We start from the raw sequence: 20,691 nt of genomic DNA on the forward strand, positions 1-20,691 counted from the left end.
AGAATGATACCACGTCTTGGACACCCTTGTCAATCGCAAAATACAAATAAAAAAAGCCCGGCACAGCCGGGTTTTTTAGAAAGATCTTTATTCCCAGAGTTTTTGAATCGCTACATCTTTAAAATAGTACTGCACGATCTCTTCGCCCGTTTTGCCTTCCTCCGCCATCCCATAGGCGCCCCATTGGGACATGCCTACCCCGTGGCCGTAGCCTCTGCCGGTGAAGATCACCTTGCCTGCCTCCACAGTGATATCCTCCAGCAGCGTGGATTTCAGCTTCTGGCTGCCCAGCTTGATGCGGAAATCCGCCGCGTTGATGGCCGCTTCCCCAATTTTCAGGGTGATGGCCCTGCCGGAGGCTCCCGTTTCACCAACCTCAATGGCATCCACACTTTGAACGGACACACCGGAGCTTTGAAGCGCCGCCAGTACTTCCTCCTTGGTAAAGGAAGCCGTCCAGCTGGCGTCCTCTTCGGGCGCTTTGTCCGAATCGGGGGAATCCACCGACTGAATGTAGGGCGGCTCATCCCCCTCATAGTTGAGTCCTTCCTTGGACATGGCGGTCTTTCCGCCGGCGTGGGCATGGAACCAGGCGTTGATGGGCTTGCCGTTGTAGAGCACCACTTCGCCCCGGGTCTCCTCCACCGCAGCCAGGATGTTTTCATCGATTCCCTCAGTGTTGTAGGCCTGAGCCTCCTTGATGTCGGTGGAAATATTCGCACCTTCATACATGCTTTCCTTTTCCGTCACAAAGTACAGCACAAAGGTCCGGGCCAGGATCGCCTGGGCCTTGAGGGCCTCCTTGGGCCAGTCGCTTTTCATCTCTCCCGCCAGGACGTGGGCCACATAGTCTTCGAGCTCCTGCTCCACCACCTGGTTCTGCGCGGTGTCGTACACCTTCAGCACCGGCTCCTTCTCCCCTTCCTGCTGAATGGGTTCGGGAACCGCATCGCCGTAGTTTGGAGTTGCCGTGACCTCCGGTGTCTCAAGGGGTTCGGTGGCCGCAGGGCTGGGACTCGCCTTGTCAGGGCTGGACCCCGGCGTATTCTTTGACGCTCCGTTGGAACAGGCCGTCAGCAGTACCGCACATAGCGCCAAGGCAACGATGGATTTCAATGCTTTCATGTTCATTCCTCCCATTGATTCTCAAACCCATTATTGCCTGGAAAAAGCCCCATCATGCACCGCATCCATAAAAAAAGGAGCGCCCAGCGCTCCTTCTTAGAAATCCAAATTTTTCAGTTTTGCAAAGATCATTCGGCCCGCCGCCGTCTGCAGAACGCTGGTGACCAACACGTCCACCCGCTCGCCCATGTGCCTTCGGCCGCCGTCCACCACGATCATTGTGCCGTCGTTCAGATAAGCGACCCCCTGTCCCGGTTCCTTGCCCTCCTTGACGATCTCCACGGTCATCTCCTCGCCGGGCAGTGCGACCGGTTTCATGGCGTTGGCCAGCTCATTGATGTTCAGGACCTCCACTCCCTGGACCTCCGCCACCTTGTTCAGGTTGTAGTCGTTGGTGATCACCTTGCCCCGGCGCTTTTGCGCCATACGCAGCAGCTTCATATCCACTTCCGCAAGGTCCTCGTAATCCTCCTCGGGCACCTCCACGTCGATAATGAGCTCCTTCTGAATGCGGTTGAGCACATCCAGCCCCCGCCGCCCCCGGTTCCGCCGCAGGGGATCGGCGGAATCAGCGATATGGCGCAGTTCCTGGAGCACAAAGCCTGGGACCACCACCGGGCCCTCCACGAATCCCGTCTTGAAGATATCGTAGATGCGCCCATCGATGATGACGCTGGTATCCAGAATCTTCGGGCACATCCGGTTCGGGCTTCCTTCGCCTCGATCCCGATCCCGCCAGCGTCTTCCCCGAAGACTGGAAAGCTCGTCCCGGCGCTTGATCGCGATGGCCGCGCCCAGATAGCCAAGGATGGCGTAGACCGCCAGCGACAAAGGCATGGAAATCAGTTTTGCCGGGATCATATTGATCAGCATGGAGATCAAAAATGCGATAACCAGACCCACGATAAGCCCCATTGCGCCATAGACGATCACAGACAAAGGCAGCTGGCTCAAATGGCGCTCGCTGCTTTCCGTTGCCTGCACCAGGAAGTTCACGATCCTTTTGGATAAAAAATAAAATATAATTCCGGTTAAGATTCCACTGAGAATATAGATCGCAATGCTCCCGGCGGGCGTCAGAGCCTCGGAAGGGGTGATCCCAAAAAAACGCTGCAGAATGTCATAGACCAGAGCCACGATCAGCGGCCCCACCACCGTTCCGCAGATGGTCACCACAGCTCGTCCAAAAACCACAATCATGTTTTCTCACCTCCTTTTTTAATCTGCAAAGTTAAGCGATGCCTAAAGTACAGTTTACAAGGGACTACACAGGGTAGGTATCTGACGGGAGGGGTTCCGCCCGTCAGATTTTCCATGTGATATTCAAGCTGTCGCTTGTGGCGGCTACGGTGGTAATCATCAAATCCACCACACGCCGCTTGTCGTCAAAAGATACATTCTCCCAAGTGTCGAGGTAGCCGGAAATCTGGCTGACCTGTTCCGGGCTAATGGCTTCCACCGTTAGTTCCGCTATCCTCGCCAGAAGTTCCTGCTTGCGCCCGTCCAGTTCTGCTATCTTCACATTCACATAGGAGAGCAGGACATTGTTTGCACCCGTCAGACTGTCCACCAGCTTTTCAATCTCGCTGTCCACATGGGCAAGCTCCACTTGCAGGGCGGCGATTTTCGGGTTTGCCTTTGCCGCTTTCTTCCTGCCCGTCAGCGTTTTGTAGCTTGCCAGCTTCTTCACCATCTGCTGATAAACAACCGCTTCCAGCTCCGAAGTGATGATTTTCCCGCACCCGGCACAGCTTTTATTGTCCAGCCGCTTTGTGCAGCGGAGATATTGCTTTCCCACAGGATTGTTAATGCTCATAAGGGCATACCCGCAGTTTCCGCACTTGATTTTTCCCGCCAGCCATGTATGGGTGGCTTTCCGGGCAGACTGGATTTTCATGTTGTTCATCAGCTTCTTGCGGCAGGTCAGCCAGATATCGGAGGGGACAATGCCCTCATGGGGAGCCAGCACCAGCATTTGGTCTTTCAAGTCGTTCTTTTTGCTGGGCTTCACATCCCGACCTTGATACAGATAGCAGCCATTCATGCCGGTAAAATCGGCAGCGTCATTGACAATGACTGTCCCTTGACTTTTGAAAAACTCGTACACATCAAGGTCTGCCTGCACATAGACAGGGTTGCGTAACATCTGCGCCAGCGTGGGGCGTATCAGCTCTTTGCCATGGAACAAAATCCCCTGTTCGGCAAAGTGCCGGGTAATGTCCCCGTAGGAGGTTGTGGGCTGGGCGTACATTTCAAACATCAGCCGGATATTTGCCGCTTCGTCCGGGTTTACCACCAGCTTCTTTGTGTTGATACCGTCCATCTTGATTGGCTCTGTATGGAAGCCGTAAGGGGCTTTCCCGCCCATCTTGAAGCCCCGCTGACTGCGGGAGTAGTAAGCGTCCGTCACCCGCTTCTGTATCGTTTCCCGTTCAAGCTGGGCGAACACGATACAGATATTCAGCATAGCCCGCCCCATCGGAGTAGAGGTGTCAAACTTTTCCGTAGAGGACACAAACTCCACATTGTACCGCTGGAACAGTTCCATCATATTGGCAAAATCCAGAATGGAACGGCTGATACGGTCAAGTTTGTAAACCACGACTTTTGCAATCAAGCCCCGCTTGATGTCCCGCACCAGTTCTTGAAACTTCGGACGGTCTGTGTTCTTGCCGCTGTACCCCTTGTCTGTGTATTCTTTGCAGTTACCGCCTTTCAACTCGTATTTGCAAAACTCAATCTGGCTTTCAATGGAAATGCTGTCCTTTTTGTCCACCGATTGTCTTGCATAGATTGCGTCTATTCTGTTGTTCATATTGTCGCTCCTTTTCTTCAAAAAGAAACGGAGCTGCTGACAGCTTTATTATACCGCCAGCAGCCCTGCAAATCAACGATGGCTTTGGAAAACCTTATGCTCCGGCTTCCTCACTCTGCCGTTTGTCGGCATACTTGCGGAATACCTCATAAAGCTGCTGTTCCAGCTCCCGGCGTTTTGCCGCTTCCTGCTCCGGCGTGAATACCGGGGAGAGATTTTCCAGCGTGATTTCCTTTCCCTGAAAAGTCACGATTTCTGTTTCCTTTTTGTATCTGATATTGCTTATAAAATCACCTTTCCTTTCCATGCTGCCGCTGCTGCCGTTTCAGTTCCGCCAGTATATCCGGCGGGATACGGTCTACCAGCCGCTGAATGTCGTGCAGCTCGCTTTCCAGCTTTGCCCGTTCCATCGTATCTTTCATCTTGCCTTTTTCACTGGCTTTTGCCCTTGCTTCCAGCTTTTCATTTTCCGCTAACAGGTCATTGATTGTGACCTTGTATTTTTTCAGTTGCCCGGAGAAATTCCCCATCTGTGGGAACCACTTTTTCAGCATGGAGAGGGCTTCCTCTTTTTTCTTTCCGGCGTTGAACGGGGTAATATCGCCCAGCGTGGCTTCAATGGCTCTTGCCTGTTTGGAGAGATTGACCGCCTGCTTGAACAGACGGGTGGGGATATGCTTCCTGCCTGTCTTGCTGGCGCTTTCCCCACGCTCCAAGTCGGGATATTTCTCCACCATATAAGCGTGAAAATCGTCCTGCCATTTTGTGAGGTTGGCTCTGTTCCCTATAATCTCCTTTGCACACAGGCGGTTGTCTTTTGTCAGCGGAACAAAAGTTAAGTGGAGGTGGGGCGTTTTCTCGTCCATGTGTACCACCGCCGACACGATATTTTCTTTCCCTACCCGCCCGATTAAGAAATCAGCCGCCCTCTGGAAAAATTCCTGTATCTCCTTTGGGGGCTTCTTCTTGAAAAACTCCGGGCTGGCGGTAATCAGCGTATCCACAAACCGGGTACTATCCTTACGGGTGCGGCAGCCAGCTTGTTCAATACGGTTCTGTATAAAGTGGTAGTACCTGCTCTCCGGCTTAACAATGTGGAAGTTGTATTTGCTCCGGCTGGTGTCAATGTCGGGATTGCTGGCGTACTGTTCCTTTTGCCGTTCGTGATGGGCTTCCAGCGGCCTTGCCGGGTTGCCCTTGTGTTTCTCAAACCGCAAGATTGCGTGTTGTGCCATTCTGCTCCTTTCCTCGTTCCATTCTTTTTCAGCGGGTTTTCCACAGGGAAAATCCCGCCGAAACTATCTCTGATAGGATTGGAATGGAATAGATATAAATAAAATCGTTTTAATCTCTGTATTTCTATATACCGTCCGGTTTTCGTACTTCAAGAGGATTGATTATCATACTCTATGAGTGCGGTTTTCAGTCCTCCGGCGTTCCATAACCGGATTTCTTGAAGTCGGTGTTTGAAACCGCTTCATAGGATTTTGGATAAATGCGGTTGGGTTTTCCACAGCCCTGCTTCTGGATTTCCACCAGTCCGGCATATTGTAGCTCCCGCAGGGTATTGACCGCTTTCTGCCGCCCGCAGTGGAGCAGCTCCACTACCTCGTTAATGGGATAGTTGAGGTAAATCCGCCCGTATTCATCTGCCCAGCCGTTTTTTCGGGATAGGTCTGTCCGGCGCAGGATAAAGGCGTACAGAACCTTTGCTTCGTTGGACAGGGGTGTGAATGTGGGGGCTTCAAAAAGGAAATTGGGAAGCCGGGTAAAGCTGACCGCCTTTTCCGGCTGATGGATATAAATGGTGTTTGCCATATCGTGTTTTGTGGACGGTTAGAAGCCTGTTTCCGGGGGCAGACGGTAGTTTCTATTGCCTGCCCCTGTTCTGTGCTTGCAAAGCCTTGAAAATCAAGGACTTTTCAGCCCTTAACTGTCCACAGTAGACCTCCTTTTCCGTTCACTTTCTGTTTTCTGCCGCCTGTGAACTCTGGCGGCGCAGTCGGGGCAGTATTTTGCCCGGTTGGATTTAGGGACGAACACACCGCCGCAGACCGCACAGCGTTTCAAGTCCTTATCCCGGAAAATCTCCGCTTCCAGCGTCTTGTCCAGCGGCAAAACCGCCCAGCGGAACCACTTACAGCAGACCGAGAAAGAAACCGTCTGCGGACAGGTGCAGGTGTCCCCATCGTCAAGGAACATACAGTTCCCGTCCTCATAACAGCAGCACTCCCGGCGGATCAGGGCGTTTGCCTGTTTCCGCTGCGCTGGGGTCATGCGGTAAAGGGAACCGTCCGGCCTGCGTTCCAGCGGTGGCAAGTCTTTATAGGGGTTATCTCTCATGCGTTCCCTCCATTTTTCGCTTTTGCCGTTCGCCCCGAAAAGGCTTCCTGCCCCATTCCTGCGGCGTGTTCCGGCGTTGGCACGCTCCCCGCAGCTTCTGGACACTTGTCCCGAAGTGACCTCTGGACAAAGTGTCCAGAAGTCCGTCTCCTTGCGGTGCTTCCCCGGCCGGGGTATTTCTTTTCGGACGGTCATTCGGTTTTCAAGGTGCTGTCCATCGATGAACTACCCTAAGTCTACACCTAAATGACCGTTCGTCCCGTATATCCAAGAGGTAGGAAATCCGCCAAAAAAACTGCCTATTTCCACGCTCTCGGAATTGTGGTAGAATGAAAAAGAGAAATGTAGCAGGAGGTGGAAATGAAATGTATAACCTAAATTGGTCAAGAAGTGACCTCACCCGGCAAAAGCTGGGGACGTTCTGTGAATACTACGCAAAAATGTCATTAGCCTCTTATGGAGTGAGCATTTATACTTCCGAGGTTGATGACCATGGAATAGATTTTATTGCAGAAAGCAAGAGAGGATTTTTGAAGTTTCAAGTTAAAGCCATTCGCAAAGGAACAGGCTATGTTTTTATGCGGGAGGAATATTTTGATATTTCAGACCAATCACTTTACTTGTTCTTGCTTTTGCTAAATGATGGCGAATACCCCATAGAATATTTAATTCCTGCGACCACATGGGATAACGACAGTAGTAATACTTTTGTTTACCATTCATACGAGGGTAAAAAGTCGAAACCAGAATATGGCCTAAATATTTCTGCCAAGAACATTCCGCAGCTCGAAAGATTTAAGTTAGAAAATATGATAACGGCAATATAATGAGGAACAAAATATGGCTTTAACCATTCAAGAGCGCCTAAAAGACCTGCGTGTAGAGCGTGGGCTGACGCTAGAACAGCTTGCGGAGCAGACCCACCTCTCCAAGTCTGCGCTGGGCAGTTATGAAGCGGAGGATTTTAAGGACATCAGCCACTATGCCCTTATCAAGCTGGCGAAGTTTTACAGCGTGACCGCCGATTACCTGCTGGGGCTGTCCGAAACAAAAAATCACCCAAACGCCGATCTTGCAGACCTGCGTGTGAGTGATGATATGATTGAACTGTTGAAAAGCGGGCTGGTGGATAATTCCCTCTTGTGTGAACTGGCGGTACACCCGGATTTCCCCCGGCTCATGGCTGACCTTGAAATCTATGTGAACGGAACGGCAGTCAAGCAGGTACAGAGCGCAAATGCCATTGTGGATATTATGAGCGAAACCATTATGAAGCAGCACAATCCCGGCTTGTCCGACCCGCAGCTAAGGCAGCTTATCGCCGCCCATATTGACGATGACAGCTTTTGCCGCTATGTAATACAGCAGGACATAAACGGCATAGCCCTTGACCTGCGGGAAGCCCATAAGGACGATTTTTTCAGCGTCCCGGAGGACAATCCTCTGGAAGATTTTTTGCAAGCCGCAGAAGCAGCGTCCACTCCGGGCAGCGACCCGGAACAGGCTGCGATGGCGTTTATCTGTAAACGGCTCAAGCTGAACTATGGGAAGCTGTCGGAGGAAGAAAGAAAGTGGCTGAAAAGGATTGCGCAGAAGTCGGACTTGCTGAAAAACCCAAAACCGCAGCGGGGGAGAAAGTAAGGGGATAAATCGTAATTTGAAATCCCCGAAATCATAGGCGTTTGCCGCTGATTATAGGGCGTTAATGAAGTCCTCTGAAACCGCCCCAAACAAAGGATTTTTCGCAATCTGCTCACCGAATCCCTTTATTAAATGTTACACCGTTTCTACAACGCCCGCGCCGCTCATAAGGGCAAAAGCAAGGGCAAGAAAAACCCATAACAGGATATAACAAGGTGTGGCAATCGGGAGCCTGTGACATATGTGCGAATACATCAACGGAACTATTATACAGGAGGATTTCACAATGGAAAAGACCATTTATAACGAAAGCAACGGTTTATGGTACGAACTGCAAGGCGATTACTACATTCCATGCTTGACAGTACCAGCCGAAGAAGAAAAACCTATTGGCATTTGGGGGCAGCGGCATCTGCGGTACATAAAGCAGGAGCGAAAAGCTCTTTACACGGAACTGCTGACCAGCGGCAGGCTGAATACATACCTTGCCGACATCAACGAACAGGCAACGGAACAAATGCTCCTGCTGACAGAGCAAATGGCCGAACGTGAGGGGGTCACCGAACAGCTCAAAGCGCAGGATCAAATGCAGTGGGTACAGCGGATGAATAACATCCGTGACAGGGCAACAGAGATCGTTAATCATGATCTGATCTACATATAAGGTAAAGGTATCGGGCGGCGGGGAGCAATCCCCGCCACTCTTATCTCTTTTGACAAATAATTGTACGGCTTATTCAGAAGTAGATATAGGTAGGAGTATATTCTCCGCCCAAATTTGCAATCAGCTTTGCTTTGGAGTGTGGCCAGAAAAAATGTGTTGCTTTGTTGTTTGAACAACATACAATCCTTCTAAGTATGTTTATAATAAATACAGAAAAATACAAAGGAGGTCTATCACTATGGCAAAGAAGCTTGATTTGAATAAAACTGTCTATGAATTGACACAGGAATACCCTGAGCTGATCGAGATCATGGCAGGGCTCGGTTTTACCGAGATCATTAAAAAGCCCATGCTGCACTCCGTCGGCAAGATCATGACGATTCCCAAAGGCGCGAAGATGAAGAATATCTCTATGATGGATGTCGTGACAACCTTGATGGGCAAAGGCTTCGAGCTTGTCGGTGAGATGCCGGATATGTCTTCTGCGCCGCAGGCTGGTGTGGAGAAAATAAATGTGAACAATCCCACCGCAAGCCGCACCGAACAGCTCAAGACCTATCTGAAAAGGCTGGGCGAAGGCGAAAAACTGGAGACTGTACGGGCGGACTTCGTCCGTGAGTTTAGCGACGTCGAGGCATCGGAGATCATGCAGGCGGAGCAGGAACTCATGAAAGAGGGAACACCGCTGTCTGAAGTGCAGAAGCTCTGTGACGTCCACTCCGCTCTGTTCCACGGCGCTACCACCGAGGAAAAAATCGCCAATGCGGAAAAGGAAGTAGAGGCTTCCCTCCTGCGGAAAAAGGCGCAAGAGGAGCTGGCGAAAAGGGACACCTTCCCCAAAAAGGACTACACGGATAAGAATGCACGAGCCGCCGAGATGGAGCGGGTCACCGGACATCCTCTGTACACGCTGACAAAAGAAAACGCGGCGCTTGCCGATCTGCTCGCAAAATTTAAGGAGGGCAGAGATGAAGCTCTTATCCCGACGATTCGTGAGCTTTCGATCCATTATGCCAAAAAGGGCGATCTGCTCTATCCCCTGCTGAAGGTGAGATACGGCGTCTCCGGTCCCTCCGATGTGATGTGGACGGTGGACGACGAGATTCGCGATGAGCTTGGGGCGCTTGCAAAAGAAAGCGATCACAGCGCAGAATGGAGCGCCAGGCTGGACGCCGTGCTGACCCGGGCCGAGGAAATGATCTACAAGGAGCAGAACATCCTGTTCCCAATTTGCGCGGTGAACTTCACAGAGGAGGAATGGTACGGCATCTACCACGACGAGAAGGATTACGACCTGTGCTTCGGCGTGGAACAGGAACGCTGGGAGACTGCGGAGGGCAGAAAGGTTTCCGCAGTCTTCGATGCGGTGGGCGAGATCGTCATGCCCGGCGGTCACATGACCGTGGAACAGCTGACCGCGCTTTTGAATACGATCCCAATGGAAATTACCTTTGTGGATGCGGATAACATCAACCGCTTCTTCAATGAAGGGCCGAAGGTCTTCAAGCGCCCCGGCATGGCCATTGACCGGGAAGTGTTCTCCTGTCATCCGCCGAAGATCGAGCCGATGGTGCGCCAGATCATCGATGATTTCAGGAACAATCGCCGTGACGAGGTGCCTGTCTGGATGGAGAAGGGCGGCAGCACGATGCTGGTGAAATACATGGCAGTACGTGACAAGTCCGGAGCGTATCTTGGTACGGTGGAGCTTGTGCAGAATATGGAATTTGCAAAAACATTTTTTCTTGGCGAAAACAAGTAGTGCCGGGTAAAACAAAAGTCTTCCCGTCTAAGTCGGCGAGAAGACTTTTTGCTTAATAATCATGTTGATCCATTTAGCGTGAACTCGTTCTTGTGGTAAGTAATCAATCCGTCCTTCTGCATCTTGGACAGCTCATTGGACATGGCGCTGCGGTCTACGGCTAGATAGTCGGCAAGCTGCTGGCGGTCAAAGGGGATGGTGAAGTGCGAGCTTCCGTGTTCCAGCGCCTGCTCCGAAAGATAAGAAAGCAGGCGTTCCCGAAGCGATTTTGACGCGGTATGCATCATACGGGAAGAGAGATTTAAGTTCTTCTGTGCGGAGATCCGAAGCATATTCTGGATGATGCGGGTATGGAACGCGCATCCTCTCGGGCAGGTAGTCAGCATGTTCCGCATACTCAAAAAGAGCACTTCGGTTTCCTCACAGGCAACAACGTCACAGAGCAGCTCCTTGCCGGGAATTGCCGCATAGTTTTCTGCAAAAATCTGTCCTTTTCCTATATGACCGAAAATATGGCTGTTCCCCCAGTAAAAATTGACGACGATATTCACGCTGCCGGATTCCACAAGCCCAATCTCGCTGATAGAGGATCCCGCTCGGAAAACTATCTCATCTTTTTTAAATTTGCGTTCTTTCGCGCCCAGGCAGCTAAGCAGTTCCGAAATTTCGTTCTCGCTGATGCCATGAAACAGCGGCGTGTTCGTCAGAAAAAAAGTATTCATAAAAATCGTCCTTTCGTTGTTGCAACAACATACTCGTTGCTATGATTATAGTATAATCATAGCAGAAAATCAAGAACAGGGAGGAAAAACTTATGGAAACCACAGTTGTAAACAGGAAAACCTTGATCGGTGAAATCGTAAACCAGTACCCGGAAACGGCGGAGGTGCTGCTCGGAATCGGTATGCACTGCCTCGGCTGTCCGGCTTCCCAGGCGGAGAGTCTTGAGGATGCCTGCGCCGTTCATGGCGTCGATCCTGAAAGCGTCATAAAGGCCATCAACGATAAAATCGCCGATAGCGGAAAGTAAGCGGATCATGAGTGCATTTTTAGGACCAATCCACTTCTGGCTGTATAACAAGATTGGCAAGCAGGAGGAACTCACCAAAGCGATTGCCTCCATGGCTACCGGGAACGGCTGGATTTCAGATCGTACTGCTTACATCAGAGACCTGCCCGCATTGGAAGACGTCATTGATGAAAGCAATATCCACGGCTGGCTTCAAGATCAGATTCATGATGCGGAAACGCGGTATGCGGATTTGATCCAGACTGTCCTTACCACGCATCCCGAAAGATTGGAGGAAATCAGCAAAGTCGCGTTTCGCTATGGCCGGAGGAACGGAAGGGACGCAGAAAAAGCTACGGACGTTTTCCGCATCTTTGAAGATTTCTTCGTCAACGGTATGCCGTGTGACAGAGTGAATGCTGTCGTAACTGAATCCGATGATGAAGTCTCTTGGCAAATGACGCAGGATATTCACGCACAGTACTGGAACGGAGAGACGAATATCTACTACGAGCTCCGAGACTGCGTGATGCGCGGCATGTTGGAGGGCACTCCTTTTGCGCTTGACAGTCGGGACGATGCCCGCTTTACGATCAAAAGAACATGATGATGAAGGAGAAGGTCGGAGAAGTATTCTTCATCGCAATGGACAATCCGGCGATTCCCGGCTGCACGATCTCCAAAGCCGTGCATGACGGAGCAAACGACATCATTTGCTTTTCCTTGTCCAGGAATACGGATATCAGCGCAGAGATTTATCCGTATCACAAACTGATTATTATGGCGGAAGGCGTCATAGAGATTTACGGGGCAGACGGCTTTAGGCGGAACCTCCATACCAGCGACAGCATTATAACCCTAACGGATACACCGATGGGAATACGAACAGCGGAAGGTGCTGTTTATACAGAAGTTTTGATCAGGAGGAGAGATATCATGAACGAGGCAATCAAGGCGGGTGAAGTTTTCAGACTGGCAGAAATTGTCCCCTATCAGGACGGCAAGATCGTCAACATGGATGTCGTGCATAACGACAAGATGAAGTTTGTTATCATGGCCTTTGATGCGGGCACCGAATTGTCCGAACACGCCGCTCCGGGCGAAGCGCTCATCTTCGTGTTGGATGGCGAGGGCGTGATTGGCTACGAAGGAAAAGAACATCCCATCAAAGCCGGTGAGAATTTCCGTTTTGCCAAAGCAGGAATTCACAGCGTCAAGGCAGCCAAGCGGTTTAAGATGGCACTGCTGTTGACCCTAGAATCATAAAAACGAAGAAAGCGAAGATCTGACAAGGGTGTAACCATCGTGCGCATGGAGGTGCCCTGCTGCGGAGGCCTCGAAATGGGGGCAAAAAATGCGCTTCAAGCAAGCGGCAAGTTCATCCTGTGGCAGATTGTGACGATTTCCCGCGACGGAAGAATTCTTGATTAAATGAAAGGAGAAAACGAAATGGACAAGTACCTATGTGAGCCCTGCGGATATATCTACGATCCGGCGATCGGCGATCCGGAAGGTGGAATAGCTCCGGGAACAGCATTTGAAGACATTCCCGATGATTGGGTGTGCCCGATCTGTGGTGTGGGAAAAGATATGTTTGTAAAAGTCGACTAAATGAATTGCCAAAAAGGGAAGGAGAAAAAACAATGGAGAAATGTGAGATGTTTTGTTATCAGTGTCAGGAGACAGCGAGGGGCACCGGATGCACAAAGGTCGGTGTATGTGGAAAGAGACCGGAGCTATCCGGAATGCTGGATCTTCTGGTCTATGTGACCAAAGGGCTCTCCTGTGTCACCACAATGCTGCGCGAGGAAGGAAAAGAGGTTGGCAAAGATGTCAATCATCTTGTGACAGTCAATCTTTTCGCGACGATCACAAACGCCAACTTCGACCGTGATGCCATCATCGCACGCATCAAGGAAACGCTTGCAGTCAAAGAGGAGCTGCGTGCGAAACTTGTCGACCCGACAGGTCTTCCGGAAGCGGCTGTCTGGAACGGAAATGAGAACGAGTTTGACTCGAAGGCAGATTCGGATGAGGTGGGCGTTCTTGCGACGGAGAACGAGGATGTACGTTCCCTGCGCGAAATGATTACATATGGACTGAAAGGTCTTGCTGCTTATTCCAAGCACGCCAATGCCCTGATGCAAGATAATGAAGAGGTGGACGCATTTATCCAGAGCGCACTTGCCAAGCTTCTGGACGACAGCCTCGGCTTGGATGACCTCGTGGCTCTCACACTGGAGACGGGAAAATACGGAGTGGACGGCATGGCGCTTCTTGACGGGGCGAATACGGGCGCTTATGGAAATCCGGAAATCACCGAAGTGAATATCGGCGTGAGGAACAACCCCGGCATTCTGGTTTCGGGACATGACCTGAAAGATCTGGAGCAGCTTCTGGAGCAGACCAAAGGTACAGGCGTGGATGTTTATACCCATTCCGAGATGCTTCCTGCGCACTATTATCCGGCCTTCAAGAAGTATGACAACTTCGTAGGCAACTATGGCAACGCATGGTGGAAGCAGAAGGAGGAGTTTGCCACCTTCAATGGCCCGATCCTCATGACCACAAACTGCATCGTGCCGCCTGCGGATTCCTACAAGGAGAGGCTGTGGACAACCGGTGCCGCAGGTTATCCGGGATGCCGCCATATTGAAGGAGAATACGGCGCTGTCAAGGATTTCTCCGACATCATCGCGCAGGCCAAGACCTGCGCTCCGCCGCAGGAGATCGAAACCGGAAGCATCATCGGCGGTTTTGCGCACGAGCAGGTATTCGCGCTGGCGGACAAGGTGGTCGATGCAGTGAAGTCCGGAGCGATTCGAAAGTTCGTTGTCATGGGCGGTTGTGACGGCAGGATGAAGAGCCGCGACTACTATACCGAGTTTGCCAAAAAGCTGCCGAATGATGTGGTAATTCTGACCGCAGGCTGTGCCAAGTACAAGTACAACAAGCTTGCTCTGGGCGATATCGGTGGTATCCCTCGCGTACTTGATGCCGGGCAGTGCAATGACTCTTATTCGCTGGCTCTGATTGCCTTGAAATTGAAGGAAGTCTTCGGGCTGGACGATATCAACGATCTGCCGATTGCCTTCAACATTGCGTGGTATGAGCAAAAGGCGGTCATCGTGCTTCTCGCTCTTCTTTACCTCGGCGTGAAGAACATTCATCTCGGCCCGACGCTTCCGGGCTTCCTCTCTCCCAATGTGGCGAAAGTTCTGGTCGAGAACTTCGGCATCGCCGGTATCGGCACTGTGGACGAAGACCTAAAGCTTCTTGTCGGAGAGACAGCATAAAAACATACCCTCAGTTTATATCGACGCCCTGCAAGCCTCAAACTTGCAGGGCGTTTCTATGTATGAACCGCAGGAGCCTCCTGCGGTGTATTCTTCTGTCTTAGCGTCCTCTGTCATAATCATGGCTGCGGGGTCGTGTCTGCTGCCGCCGTGCGTCGTTCCGGCGTTTGGCCTCCGCCTCCATATCCCGGAGCTTCTTTCGGATGCTCTCCTTTTCAGGCGGGGTCTGCTGGGGCTGCTGCCCTCCGTGGACTTGCCTCTCCCATGCGGCCAGATCGCGGTTGTACTGCTCCACAAGGGCTGTAGCGGCGTCATACGTCCGTTTGAACGCCTGCACATCGGGATATTATACGAACTTTCATGGTTATGGGAGACGCTGGTTATTGCGCTTGCGGTTGCGGCTGTTTGCGTGGTTTGCACCATGCTAATCTGTAAGGCAGTAAAGAAGAACCTCAGCAAAAAAACGGCGGCAGTTATCGGCGCAGCAGCGTTTGCGGGCGCTGTTTTGGCAGTCATTGTGATTGCCCGGACTCCGATGCCGCTTTGATTAAACGGGATGCTTGATTGCCTGTGCATAAGTACAACTTCAAGTTTATCGGGGAAATAGCAAAGCCAGTCGAGCCAGTCAACGGTCAAGATGAACGGCGCATTTCATGCGCCGCCGTTGACAGTCCCGCCCGGCTTTGCTAAAGGGTAATCAAGGCGGGAAAGCCCTAAAACGGCTTCCCGCCCATTTCAATTTTGAGAGAAAAATCCGTCTGTTTTTTCGTGAGTGTGTCCACAAGTTCGGGACATTTTGTCCCGAAGTCCGGCGTGGGACGAGGAACGGGGGCTTTCATATACGCCCTGTCTGCTGATAAAACCAGTCCTGCGTTTGCGGCTCCACGCCACGCAATCACAGCCCTGCTTTCCTGCCGCTTCAAATGCCCTTGCCCTCTCCGGCGGCAACGGCATTTTCACGGCAACGCCGACAGAGCGTATAACACACTACACTTTGCGAGCAAAGTCGTGTGCCAAGGGGCAAGCCCCTTTGGAAACCCCTGACAACAAAACAGGCTGAATATCCCGCACTTTCCCGGTGCTTGATACTCAGCCTTTATTTGTTGTCAGCAGCCCCCGTTTCGTGGTCTGCGTGTAGTTCCTTGTAAACTGACCTAAACGGCATCGCTTAAAACTTTTTCAGCGTCCTCCAAGGGAATATTCTTGACCAGCGCAATTTCACTGACCAAAATGCGCTGTGCCGTGCCCATCATCTTTCGGTCCCCCGTGGATAGGCTCTTCTTATGATCCAGTCCGCAGAGCTCCTTGTACACCCGTGCCACATCCAGCAGCACTCCGCTTTTCATTCGTTCAAAATTTTCCCGATAGCGGTGGGTCCAATTATCACTGACGGGTTCCCAGGGTTCCTGCAGAAGCCGCAGGACCTCTTCCAGTTCTTCCTCGCCGCAAATGCAGCGAAGTCCAACCTTTTGTTCATTGGTAACGGGTACCATCACCTGTAAATCATCGATGCTGAACCTGAGTATATAATACAACCGGCGTTCGCCCAGGATCTCCTTCTCTTCCACGCCCTCGACGATGCCGGCGCCGTACATCGGATATGCAATTTTACTGCCCACGGGCAACAAGCGCTCCACCCCCTTCAAAACAATTTCGATAGTTAAATTATATCTCTCCCAAGGGCCCCTTGTCAAATTCGGGGTTCCCGCCGCTCGGGATGAGGGTTCTGTTCCAGCAGCCTGTCCTCAGGAAAATGAGGCCCGCAATGCAAGGCACAATGGGGGACAGCGCCTCGCTGTAATAGATGCCCAGATGCCCGAAGGAAAGTACCGTTCCCAGAAGCCAGCTGAGGCTTAAGCGAATAACCACCGCCTGAAGCAGGGCGTTGGCCATGGCAAAAAGCGATGCCCCCACGCCGGTGGCAAAGGCATCAAAGATGTACATGGCCGCGTAGGCCGCGAAATTCACCGAGCAGCAGATGCGAAGATATCGTACGCCCTCCTCGATTCCCGCGGAATCGAGGCCAAACAGCGATAGGATCTCCCGGGCAAAGATCTGCACCGCAGCCACCATGATCAAGGATACGGCTTCGCTGAGCCAAACGCCTGTCCACACCGTTCGTCTTGCCCGCGCTCCATTGCCGGCGCCCATGCTTTGGCCCACCATGGTGGTCACCGCCTGCCCCACGGCCCAGCAGGGCAGCGCGGCGTAGGTGTTGATTTTAAGCCCCGCTCCCGCCGCTGCCGCCACCGTCACGCCATAGACATTCAGCATGGCGGTGACGATAAGGTAGGACAGATTGACCGCCGACATCTGCACCGCCGTGGGCAGTCCGATCCTGAGAATCGTTTTCCCCTTATCCCAGCGGATTTTAAAGCTGCGCCGCCGAAAATCGAAGGGAAAATCCCGTCTTTTCATGTAGGGTACGGCGGCAGCAAAGGATACGGCCTGGGCGGCCACCGTCGCAAGTCCCGCGCCCCGGGTGCCCATGTCCAGCGGTCCCACCAGAAGGATATCCAAAAGGATGTTCACCGCCGTGGCAATGGCTACAAAAAGGAGCGGGCTCTTGGAGTCCCCCAGCCCCCGCATCACTGAACAAACCGCATTGTATCCAAAGACGAACACCGTCCCAAGGGCAATCATCTGCATATAGTCCTGCGCATATCCCATTGCTTCCTCCGGTACGCTCATCCATTTAAAAATCTGGGGATATCCGATCAGCGCCAGCAGGGTTACCGCCGCTGCCGCGGCGGCGGACAGGATGAACAGCGTACCGATGGTTTCCGCTTGTCCCCGGCCGTCCTCGGCGCCTTTATACTGGGCCACCAGCACCGAGCCCCCGGCGGTGATGCCGCTGCAGATGGAACCGATGATGAAACTCAGCATGGCCGCGTTGCTCACCGCCGCAAGTCCCGCACTGCCCACCATACGCCCCACCACAACCATATCCGCGATGCTGTAAAGGGTCTGCAAAATGTTGGCCCCTAAAATGGGAAGGGCGTAGCGCCATAGGGTTCTTGACACCCTTCCTTCCGTCAACTTCATATCGTCAGCCTCCAAATCAATATAAAAATAGCGAAGGACCCGGTCCTTCGCCTAAAACAAAAGACCGCGAGACGAAACATCGTCCGCGGTCCATCGATCATAACCCAGCGGACCTCCTCACGGAGGCCTCCGGTTCAGTCGATGAAAATATCCCGCTCCGCACAATGTTTCATCACCCTATGTACGGAGCTGATTAAGATGCAAATTTTGGAACTGTTCATTTTTTCCCTTTCCTTTCCTGGGAACGGTCCGATTATATAGCGCTGAAAGATGGCTGTCAAGACTCCCGGAGGGCTATCTTCGGGGCCGCCCTAAAAAGTTATCCTTGCGGATACACCCCCCTGCATCCACCGGCATATCATGTAGCATAGCCCAATTCATAATTAAGGAGGTCCCCAAAATGATCTGCTGTTCCAATAAGGTTCATAACCACTGCATCCCCTGCGAAAAGAAATGTTCCTGCAACTGCAACTGCGGCTGCAACACCAGCTGCTGCAACCTTCCCAAAATCAATTACACAGACGCCCAGCCCCTTTACACCGATTCCTTTGAATACCAGTGCACCCTCGAAGAGAAGACTCTGGGCGAACAGGTGCTGAGCCTGGATGACTATGAGACCACCATCAACTTCACCTGCACCTCAGGCGTCCTCTCCTCCATACAAAACGCCCGCATCTTTCCCACGGGCGCGCCCTTCATTGACAACATCGCCATGGGCGAGGAACCGGATCCCTGCGATTGCAACGACGAATACCCCTACAAATACACCTTTGATCTGGTGATTCCGGTGGCCCTTCTGGCCCAGGACTGCCAGGGCAACTATGTGAATGGAAGCGGCTTCGTGACGCTGTCCGCCCTGCCTCTTGAACTGGACGAATCCATCGATTCCTTCATGGGTTCGAGCCATCTGGTTCCCACCATTCAGTCCCTGTCCATCTCCCTCAAGGCCGTTTGCGGCAACTGCTTCACCGTGATCCTGGACGGCACTTTGGTCATCCATCAGGTGAAAACCGTCACCGTTAAAACTCCCTATCAGGTCTGTGAGGGCCGCAGCGGGAACGCTTCCGTGGGCACCGCCTTCCAGTGCAAAGGCTGCCACTGTGGATGCAGCTGCAAATGTGAGTGCAAATGCCCGCCTCCGCGGCCGCCCCGTCCCCAGCCCCGCTGGATCGCCTAAAACCCAAAAAAACGGGTCCGAACGGACCCGTTTTTCTTTTTTAATCTTTTAAAGCGTAGCGATGGCCTCGATCTCCACCAGAACATCCTTCGGCAGACGGGCCACTTCCACCGCACTGCGGGTAGGAAAGTCACCGTTGAAATACTGCTGATATATTCCGTTCACCTTGACGAAATCGTCCATATTTTTCATGAATACGGTGCACTTAACCGCCTTATCCAAAGAGGAGCCGGCCGCCTCCAGGATCGCCTTTAAATTTTTGAAGCACTGATGGACCTGGGCCTCAACATCCTCCGGTATGCTGCCGTCGACAGGATTAATGGGCGTTTGTCCCGATACGAAAACCAGATCTCCCACCACGATGCCCTGAGAATAAGGTCCAATAGCCGCGGGCGCATTGTTGGTCTGAATTACTTTTTTCATAATAAACACCTTCCCTTATTGATGAATCTCGCGAATGCTGTTGCCTTCGTAGTATTGATAACTGATCACGATTTCCCGGCTGTCCAGGTTGGGATCCTTGATGCGCTCCAGCAAAAACCGGCCCGCCTGCTGGCCCAGCGTATAGGCCTGCACGCCGGCGTTTTCCGGCTGGACATAGAGGATATCCTGATCGATCTTGCCATAGCATACGATGGAGACATCCCCCGGCACCTTGATGCCCGTCTGGCGGAAATAGCGCAGTGCGCCCAGCGTCATCGTATTGTTGAGAAAGACGATGGCCGTGGGCGGATCCTCCCGCTCCATAATGAACTTGGCGCCCTTGTAGCCATCCTCCACAAAGAACTTGCCCTTATAAAGATATGGGTATTTATCCGGATCATCGGGCACCGGAATCCCGGAATCCCGCAGACATTCAAAGAAGCTGGCGCTCCTTTCCCAGCTGGTGCTGGCCGCCTTAGGCCCGCACACAAGGCCGATCCGCCGGTGGCCGCTGTCAATCAGCCGCTTGGTCAGCATCTTGATGCCTTCCTGAGAATTGGTGTTCACCAGATCGCCCACAAAGCCGGGATCATTGATCTTGCGCTCCAGAAGCACAATAGGAATCTTGTGGCTGAGCCGAGCTATATATTCATTGTTGCTGCCGGTGGTGTTCAAGATAATGCCCTCCACCTGACGGCCTTCGAACATGCGCAAAAGACGAAGTTCCCGCTCCGGATCCTCGTTGGTGCTGCATATAATGATGTTATAATCCTCTTTATTGACGACTTCCTCCACCGCTTTGGCTACGCTGGTATAATGCGCGTTGCCAAGGTTGCTCACCAGCATGCCGATGATGGAAGTGCGCACACCCTTCAGGCTTTTCGCCACCCGGTTGGGCACGTAATTCAACTCTTCGATGGCTTTGCGTACCCGCTTTTGCACTTCAGGACCAACCTTGTAGTTCTGGTTGACCACCCTGGATACCGTGGCAATGGACACGCCCGCCCGTTTTGCTACATCTTTAATGGTCGCATTTGGCATCGGAAGCCCTCCTTTTCTGTGGTCCTGAAAAGCTGTGATAACGTTATTAATATAACAAGAATTATGACAAACGGCAACTGAATTTCCTCAATCGGTGAAGCCATTCGACATATTTCATGCCACTTATAGGGTTGCCGCCTCTGGCCCCATCACCATTTTGACCAGACCCTGTTCGTTCTAAAACAAGATTCAGTCAAAAAAAGTGCCCCTGAAACAGGGGCAAAATATATGGAGGAACTACTTTCCCTGTTGATCATACAAGGTCGGCATTATGCCAATTCATTCATCCCTAAAAATACATTTCCATTTTCCAAACATCGCGATCAAGGAAACGTTTTTTAAATTATTGA

23 protein-coding genes and 1 pseudogene are annotated in these 20,691 nt (G+C 52.1%); 11 read left to right on the forward strand and 13 right to left on the reverse strand.

Going from position 1 to position 20,691, the window contains the following annotated elements:
• Positions 1-87 precede the first annotated feature (87 nt).
• The 7 genes from H8696_RS07125 to H8696_RS07155 form a co-directional block, all read right to left on the reverse strand.
• Complete coding sequence (locus tag H8696_RS07125; RefSeq protein WP_249316239.1) at positions 88-1,125, reverse strand: SpoIID/LytB domain-containing protein; 1,038 nt, start codon at positions 1,123-1,125, stop codon at positions 88-90.
• 96 nt (positions 1,126-1,221) lie between these two features.
• A complete protein-coding gene (locus H8696_RS07130) occupies positions 1,222-2,325 on the reverse strand; it encodes a PIN/TRAM domain-containing protein (RefSeq protein WP_249316240.1) in 1,104 nt (367 codons plus the stop codon).
• Between the two features lie 103 nt (positions 2,326-2,428).
• A complete protein-coding gene (locus tag H8696_RS07135; RefSeq protein WP_249316241.1) occupies positions 2,429-3,940 on the reverse strand; it encodes a recombinase family protein in 1,512 nt (503 codons plus the stop codon).
• A gap of 94 nt (positions 3,941-4,034) precedes the next feature.
• Positions 4,035-4,247: a hypothetical protein gene (locus tag H8696_RS07140; RefSeq protein WP_008727870.1), complete on the reverse strand. Its 213-nt coding sequence runs from the start codon at positions 4,245-4,247 to the stop codon at positions 4,035-4,037.
• On the reverse strand, positions 4,231-5,175 hold the full coding sequence (gene mobV / locus H8696_RS07145; RefSeq protein ID WP_249316242.1) for a MobV family relaxase: 945 nt from the start codon (positions 5,173-5,175) through the stop codon (positions 4,231-4,233). The genes H8696_RS07140 and mobV overlap by 17 nt, the downstream gene beginning before the upstream one ends.
• Positions 5,176-5,362: 187 nt before the next feature.
• Positions 5,363-5,758 carry a replication initiator protein A gene (locus H8696_RS07150; RefSeq protein ID WP_249316243.1) on the reverse strand — a complete coding sequence of 132 codons (396 nt, stop codon included), beginning with the start codon at positions 5,756-5,758 and terminating at the stop codon, positions 5,363-5,365.
• Between the two features lie 111 nt (positions 5,759-5,869).
• A complete protein-coding gene (locus H8696_RS07155) occupies positions 5,870-6,283 on the reverse strand; it encodes a cysteine-rich VLP domain-containing protein (RefSeq protein ID WP_009256047.1) in 414 nt (137 codons plus the stop codon).
• Between the two features lie 365 nt (positions 6,284-6,648).
• Here H8696_RS07155 and H8696_RS07160 point away from each other — a divergent pair, with 365 nt between their 5' ends.
• The 4 genes from H8696_RS07160 (at position 6,649) to H8696_RS07175 (ending at position 10,350) form a co-directional block, all read left to right on the forward strand.
• Positions 6,649-7,110 carry a hypothetical protein gene (locus H8696_RS07160; protein WP_249316244.1) on the forward strand — a complete coding sequence of 154 codons (462 nt, stop codon included), beginning with the start codon at positions 6,649-6,651 and terminating at the stop codon, positions 7,108-7,110.
• A gap of 13 nt (positions 7,111-7,123) precedes the next feature.
• Positions 7,124-7,924: a helix-turn-helix domain-containing protein gene (locus tag H8696_RS07165; protein WP_249316245.1), complete on the forward strand. Its 801-nt coding sequence runs from the start codon at positions 7,124-7,126 to the stop codon at positions 7,922-7,924.
• A gap of 286 nt (positions 7,925-8,210) precedes the next feature.
• Positions 8,211-8,588, forward strand: a complete 378-nt coding sequence (locus tag H8696_RS07170) for a TnpV protein (RefSeq protein ID WP_044910942.1) — start codon at positions 8,211-8,213, stop codon at positions 8,586-8,588.
• 238 nt (positions 8,589-8,826) lie between these two features.
• On the forward strand, positions 8,827-10,350 hold the full coding sequence (locus tag H8696_RS07175; RefSeq protein WP_249316246.1) for a DUF438 domain-containing protein: 1,524 nt from the start codon (positions 8,827-8,829) through the stop codon (positions 10,348-10,350).
• Between the two features lie 59 nt (positions 10,351-10,409).
• On the opposite strand, the gene H8696_RS07180 is transcribed toward H8696_RS07175, so the two are convergent.
• Positions 10,410-11,072, reverse strand: a complete 663-nt coding sequence (locus tag H8696_RS07180) for a Crp/Fnr family transcriptional regulator (RefSeq protein WP_249316247.1) — start codon at positions 11,070-11,072, stop codon at positions 10,410-10,412.
• Between the two features lie 92 nt (positions 11,073-11,164).
• Here H8696_RS07180 and H8696_RS07185 point away from each other — a divergent pair, with 92 nt between their 5' ends.
• The 6 genes and pseudogenes from H8696_RS07185 to hcp all read left to right on the forward strand — a co-directional run bounded on the left by H8696_RS07185 (position 11,165) and on the right by hcp (position 14,655).
• A complete protein-coding gene (locus tag H8696_RS07185; protein ID WP_177689951.1) occupies positions 11,165-11,380 on the forward strand; it encodes a DUF1858 domain-containing protein in 216 nt (71 codons plus the stop codon).
• A 7-nt stretch (positions 11,381-11,387) separates the two neighbouring features.
• Positions 11,388-11,966 carry a hypothetical protein gene (locus tag H8696_RS07190; RefSeq protein WP_249316248.1) on the forward strand — a complete coding sequence of 193 codons (579 nt, stop codon included), beginning with the start codon at positions 11,388-11,390 and terminating at the stop codon, positions 11,964-11,966.
• Between the two features lie 2 nt (positions 11,967-11,968).
• Entirely contained in the window at positions 11,969-12,625 is a 657-nt protein-coding gene (locus H8696_RS07195) for a cupin domain-containing protein (protein ID WP_249316354.1), read from the forward strand.
• A 24-nt stretch (positions 12,626-12,649) separates the two neighbouring features.
• Positions 12,650-12,790 (forward strand): annotated as a pseudogene (locus H8696_RS07200) (ferredoxin); the annotation flags it as partial.
• Positions 12,791-12,808: 18 nt separating this feature from the next.
• Complete coding sequence (rd, locus tag H8696_RS07205) at positions 12,809-12,970, forward strand: rubredoxin (protein WP_003508637.1); 162 nt, start codon at positions 12,809-12,811, stop codon at positions 12,968-12,970.
• A gap of 32 nt (positions 12,971-13,002) precedes the next feature.
• Positions 13,003-14,655 carry a hydroxylamine reductase gene (gene hcp, locus H8696_RS07210; protein ID WP_050005377.1) on the forward strand — a complete coding sequence of 551 codons (1,653 nt, stop codon included), beginning with the start codon at positions 13,003-13,005 and terminating at the stop codon, positions 14,653-14,655.
• Positions 14,656-14,755: 100 nt separating this feature from the next.
• Here the strand turns inward: hcp and H8696_RS07215 are convergent, their stop codons facing one another.
• The 3 genes from H8696_RS07215 to H8696_RS07225 form a co-directional block, all read right to left on the reverse strand.
• A complete protein-coding gene (locus tag H8696_RS07215) occupies positions 14,756-14,992 on the reverse strand; it encodes a hypothetical protein (RefSeq protein WP_249316249.1) in 237 nt (78 codons plus the stop codon).
• 817 nt (positions 14,993-15,809) lie between these two features.
• A complete protein-coding gene (locus H8696_RS07220; RefSeq protein ID WP_249316355.1) occupies positions 15,810-16,274 on the reverse strand; it encodes a CarD family transcriptional regulator in 465 nt (154 codons plus the stop codon).
• Between the two features lie 46 nt (positions 16,275-16,320).
• The gene (locus H8696_RS07225; RefSeq protein ID WP_249316250.1) at positions 16,321-17,700 is read right to left on the reverse strand and encodes an MATE family efflux transporter; all 1,380 of its coding nucleotides are present in this window, start codon (positions 17,698-17,700) and stop codon (positions 16,321-16,323) included.
• A gap of 400 nt (positions 17,701-18,100) precedes the next feature.
• On the opposite strand from H8696_RS07225, the gene H8696_RS07230 reads away from it, so the two are divergent.
• Positions 18,101-18,877 carry a hypothetical protein gene (locus H8696_RS07230; protein WP_249316251.1) on the forward strand — a complete coding sequence of 259 codons (777 nt, stop codon included), beginning with the start codon at positions 18,101-18,103 and terminating at the stop codon, positions 18,875-18,877.
• A 48-nt stretch (positions 18,878-18,925) separates the two neighbouring features.
• Here H8696_RS07230 and H8696_RS07235 read toward each other — a convergent pair whose 3' ends face one another.
• The gene (locus H8696_RS07235) at positions 18,926-19,300 is read right to left on the reverse strand and encodes a RidA family protein (protein WP_249316252.1); all 375 of its coding nucleotides are present in this window, start codon (positions 19,298-19,300) and stop codon (positions 18,926-18,928) included.
• A 15-nt stretch (positions 19,301-19,315) separates the two neighbouring features.
• Complete coding sequence (locus H8696_RS07240; RefSeq protein WP_249316253.1) at positions 19,316-20,341, reverse strand: LacI family DNA-binding transcriptional regulator; 1,026 nt, start codon at positions 20,339-20,341, stop codon at positions 19,316-19,318.
• Positions 20,342-20,691 lie beyond the last annotated feature (350 nt).

The sequence above is a fragment of the Gehongia tenuis genome, from assembly GCF_014384795.1.
In the GTDB taxonomy this organism is placed as follows: domain Bacteria; phylum Bacillota; class Clostridia; order Christensenellales; family NSJ-53; genus Gehongia; species Gehongia tenuis.

Excerpts from the sequence above, each read along its gene's own strand:
- H8696_RS07135 (WP_249316241.1), bottom strand. The coding sequence starts at position 3,940 with ATGAACAACAGAATAGACGCAATCTATGCAAGACAATCGGTGGACAAA.
- H8696_RS07230 (WP_249316251.1), top strand. The coding sequence starts at position 18,101 with ATGATCTGCTGTTCCAATAAGGTTCATAACCACTGCATCCCCTGCGAA.
- H8696_RS07240 (WP_249316253.1), bottom strand. The coding sequence starts at position 20,341 with ATGCCAAATGCGACCATTAAAGATGTAGCAAAACGGGCGGGCGTGTCC.
- mobV (WP_249316242.1), bottom strand. The coding sequence starts at position 5,175 with ATGGCACAACACGCAATCTTGCGGTTTGAGAAACACAAGGGCAACCCG.
- H8696_RS07125 (WP_249316239.1), bottom strand. The coding sequence starts at position 1,125 with ATGAAAGCATTGAAATCCATCGTTGCCTTGGCGCTATGTGCGGTACTG.
- H8696_RS07195 (WP_249316354.1), top strand. The coding sequence starts at position 11,969 with ATGAAGGAGAAGGTCGGAGAAGTATTCTTCATCGCAATGGACAATCCG.
- hcp (WP_050005377.1), top strand. The coding sequence starts at position 13,003 with ATGGAGAAATGTGAGATGTTTTGTTATCAGTGTCAGGAGACAGCGAGG.
- rd (WP_003508637.1), top strand. The coding sequence starts at position 12,809 with ATGGACAAGTACCTATGTGAGCCCTGCGGATATATCTACGATCCGGCG.
- H8696_RS07140 (WP_008727870.1), bottom strand. The coding sequence starts at position 4,247 with ATGGAAAGGAAAGGTGATTTTATAAGCAATATCAGATACAAAAAGGAA.
- H8696_RS07235 (WP_249316252.1), bottom strand. The coding sequence starts at position 19,300 with ATGAAAAAAGTAATTCAGACCAACAATGCGCCCGCGGCTATTGGACCT.
- H8696_RS07150 (WP_249316243.1), bottom strand. The coding sequence starts at position 5,758 with ATGGCAAACACCATTTATATCCATCAGCCGGAAAAGGCGGTCAGCTTT.
- H8696_RS07165 (WP_249316245.1), top strand. The coding sequence starts at position 7,124 with ATGGCTTTAACCATTCAAGAGCGCCTAAAAGACCTGCGTGTAGAGCGT.
- H8696_RS07130 (WP_249316240.1), bottom strand. The coding sequence starts at position 2,325 with ATGATTGTGGTTTTTGGACGAGCTGTGGTGACCATCTGCGGAACGGTG.
- H8696_RS07175 (WP_249316246.1), top strand. The coding sequence starts at position 8,827 with ATGGCAAAGAAGCTTGATTTGAATAAAACTGTCTATGAATTGACACAG.
- H8696_RS07160 (WP_249316244.1), top strand. The coding sequence starts at position 6,649 with ATGTATAACCTAAATTGGTCAAGAAGTGACCTCACCCGGCAAAAGCTG.
- H8696_RS07155 (WP_009256047.1), bottom strand. The coding sequence starts at position 6,283 with ATGAGAGATAACCCCTATAAAGACTTGCCACCGCTGGAACGCAGGCCG.
- H8696_RS07190 (WP_249316248.1), top strand. The coding sequence starts at position 11,388 with ATGAGTGCATTTTTAGGACCAATCCACTTCTGGCTGTATAACAAGATT.
- H8696_RS07185 (WP_177689951.1), top strand. The coding sequence starts at position 11,165 with ATGGAAACCACAGTTGTAAACAGGAAAACCTTGATCGGTGAAATCGTA.
- H8696_RS07225 (WP_249316250.1), bottom strand. The coding sequence starts at position 17,700 with ATGAAGTTGACGGAAGGAAGGGTGTCAAGAACCCTATGGCGCTACGCC.
- H8696_RS07180 (WP_249316247.1), bottom strand. The coding sequence starts at position 11,072 with ATGAATACTTTTTTTCTGACGAACACGCCGCTGTTTCATGGCATCAGC.
- H8696_RS07170 (WP_044910942.1), top strand. The coding sequence starts at position 8,211 with ATGGAAAAGACCATTTATAACGAAAGCAACGGTTTATGGTACGAACTG.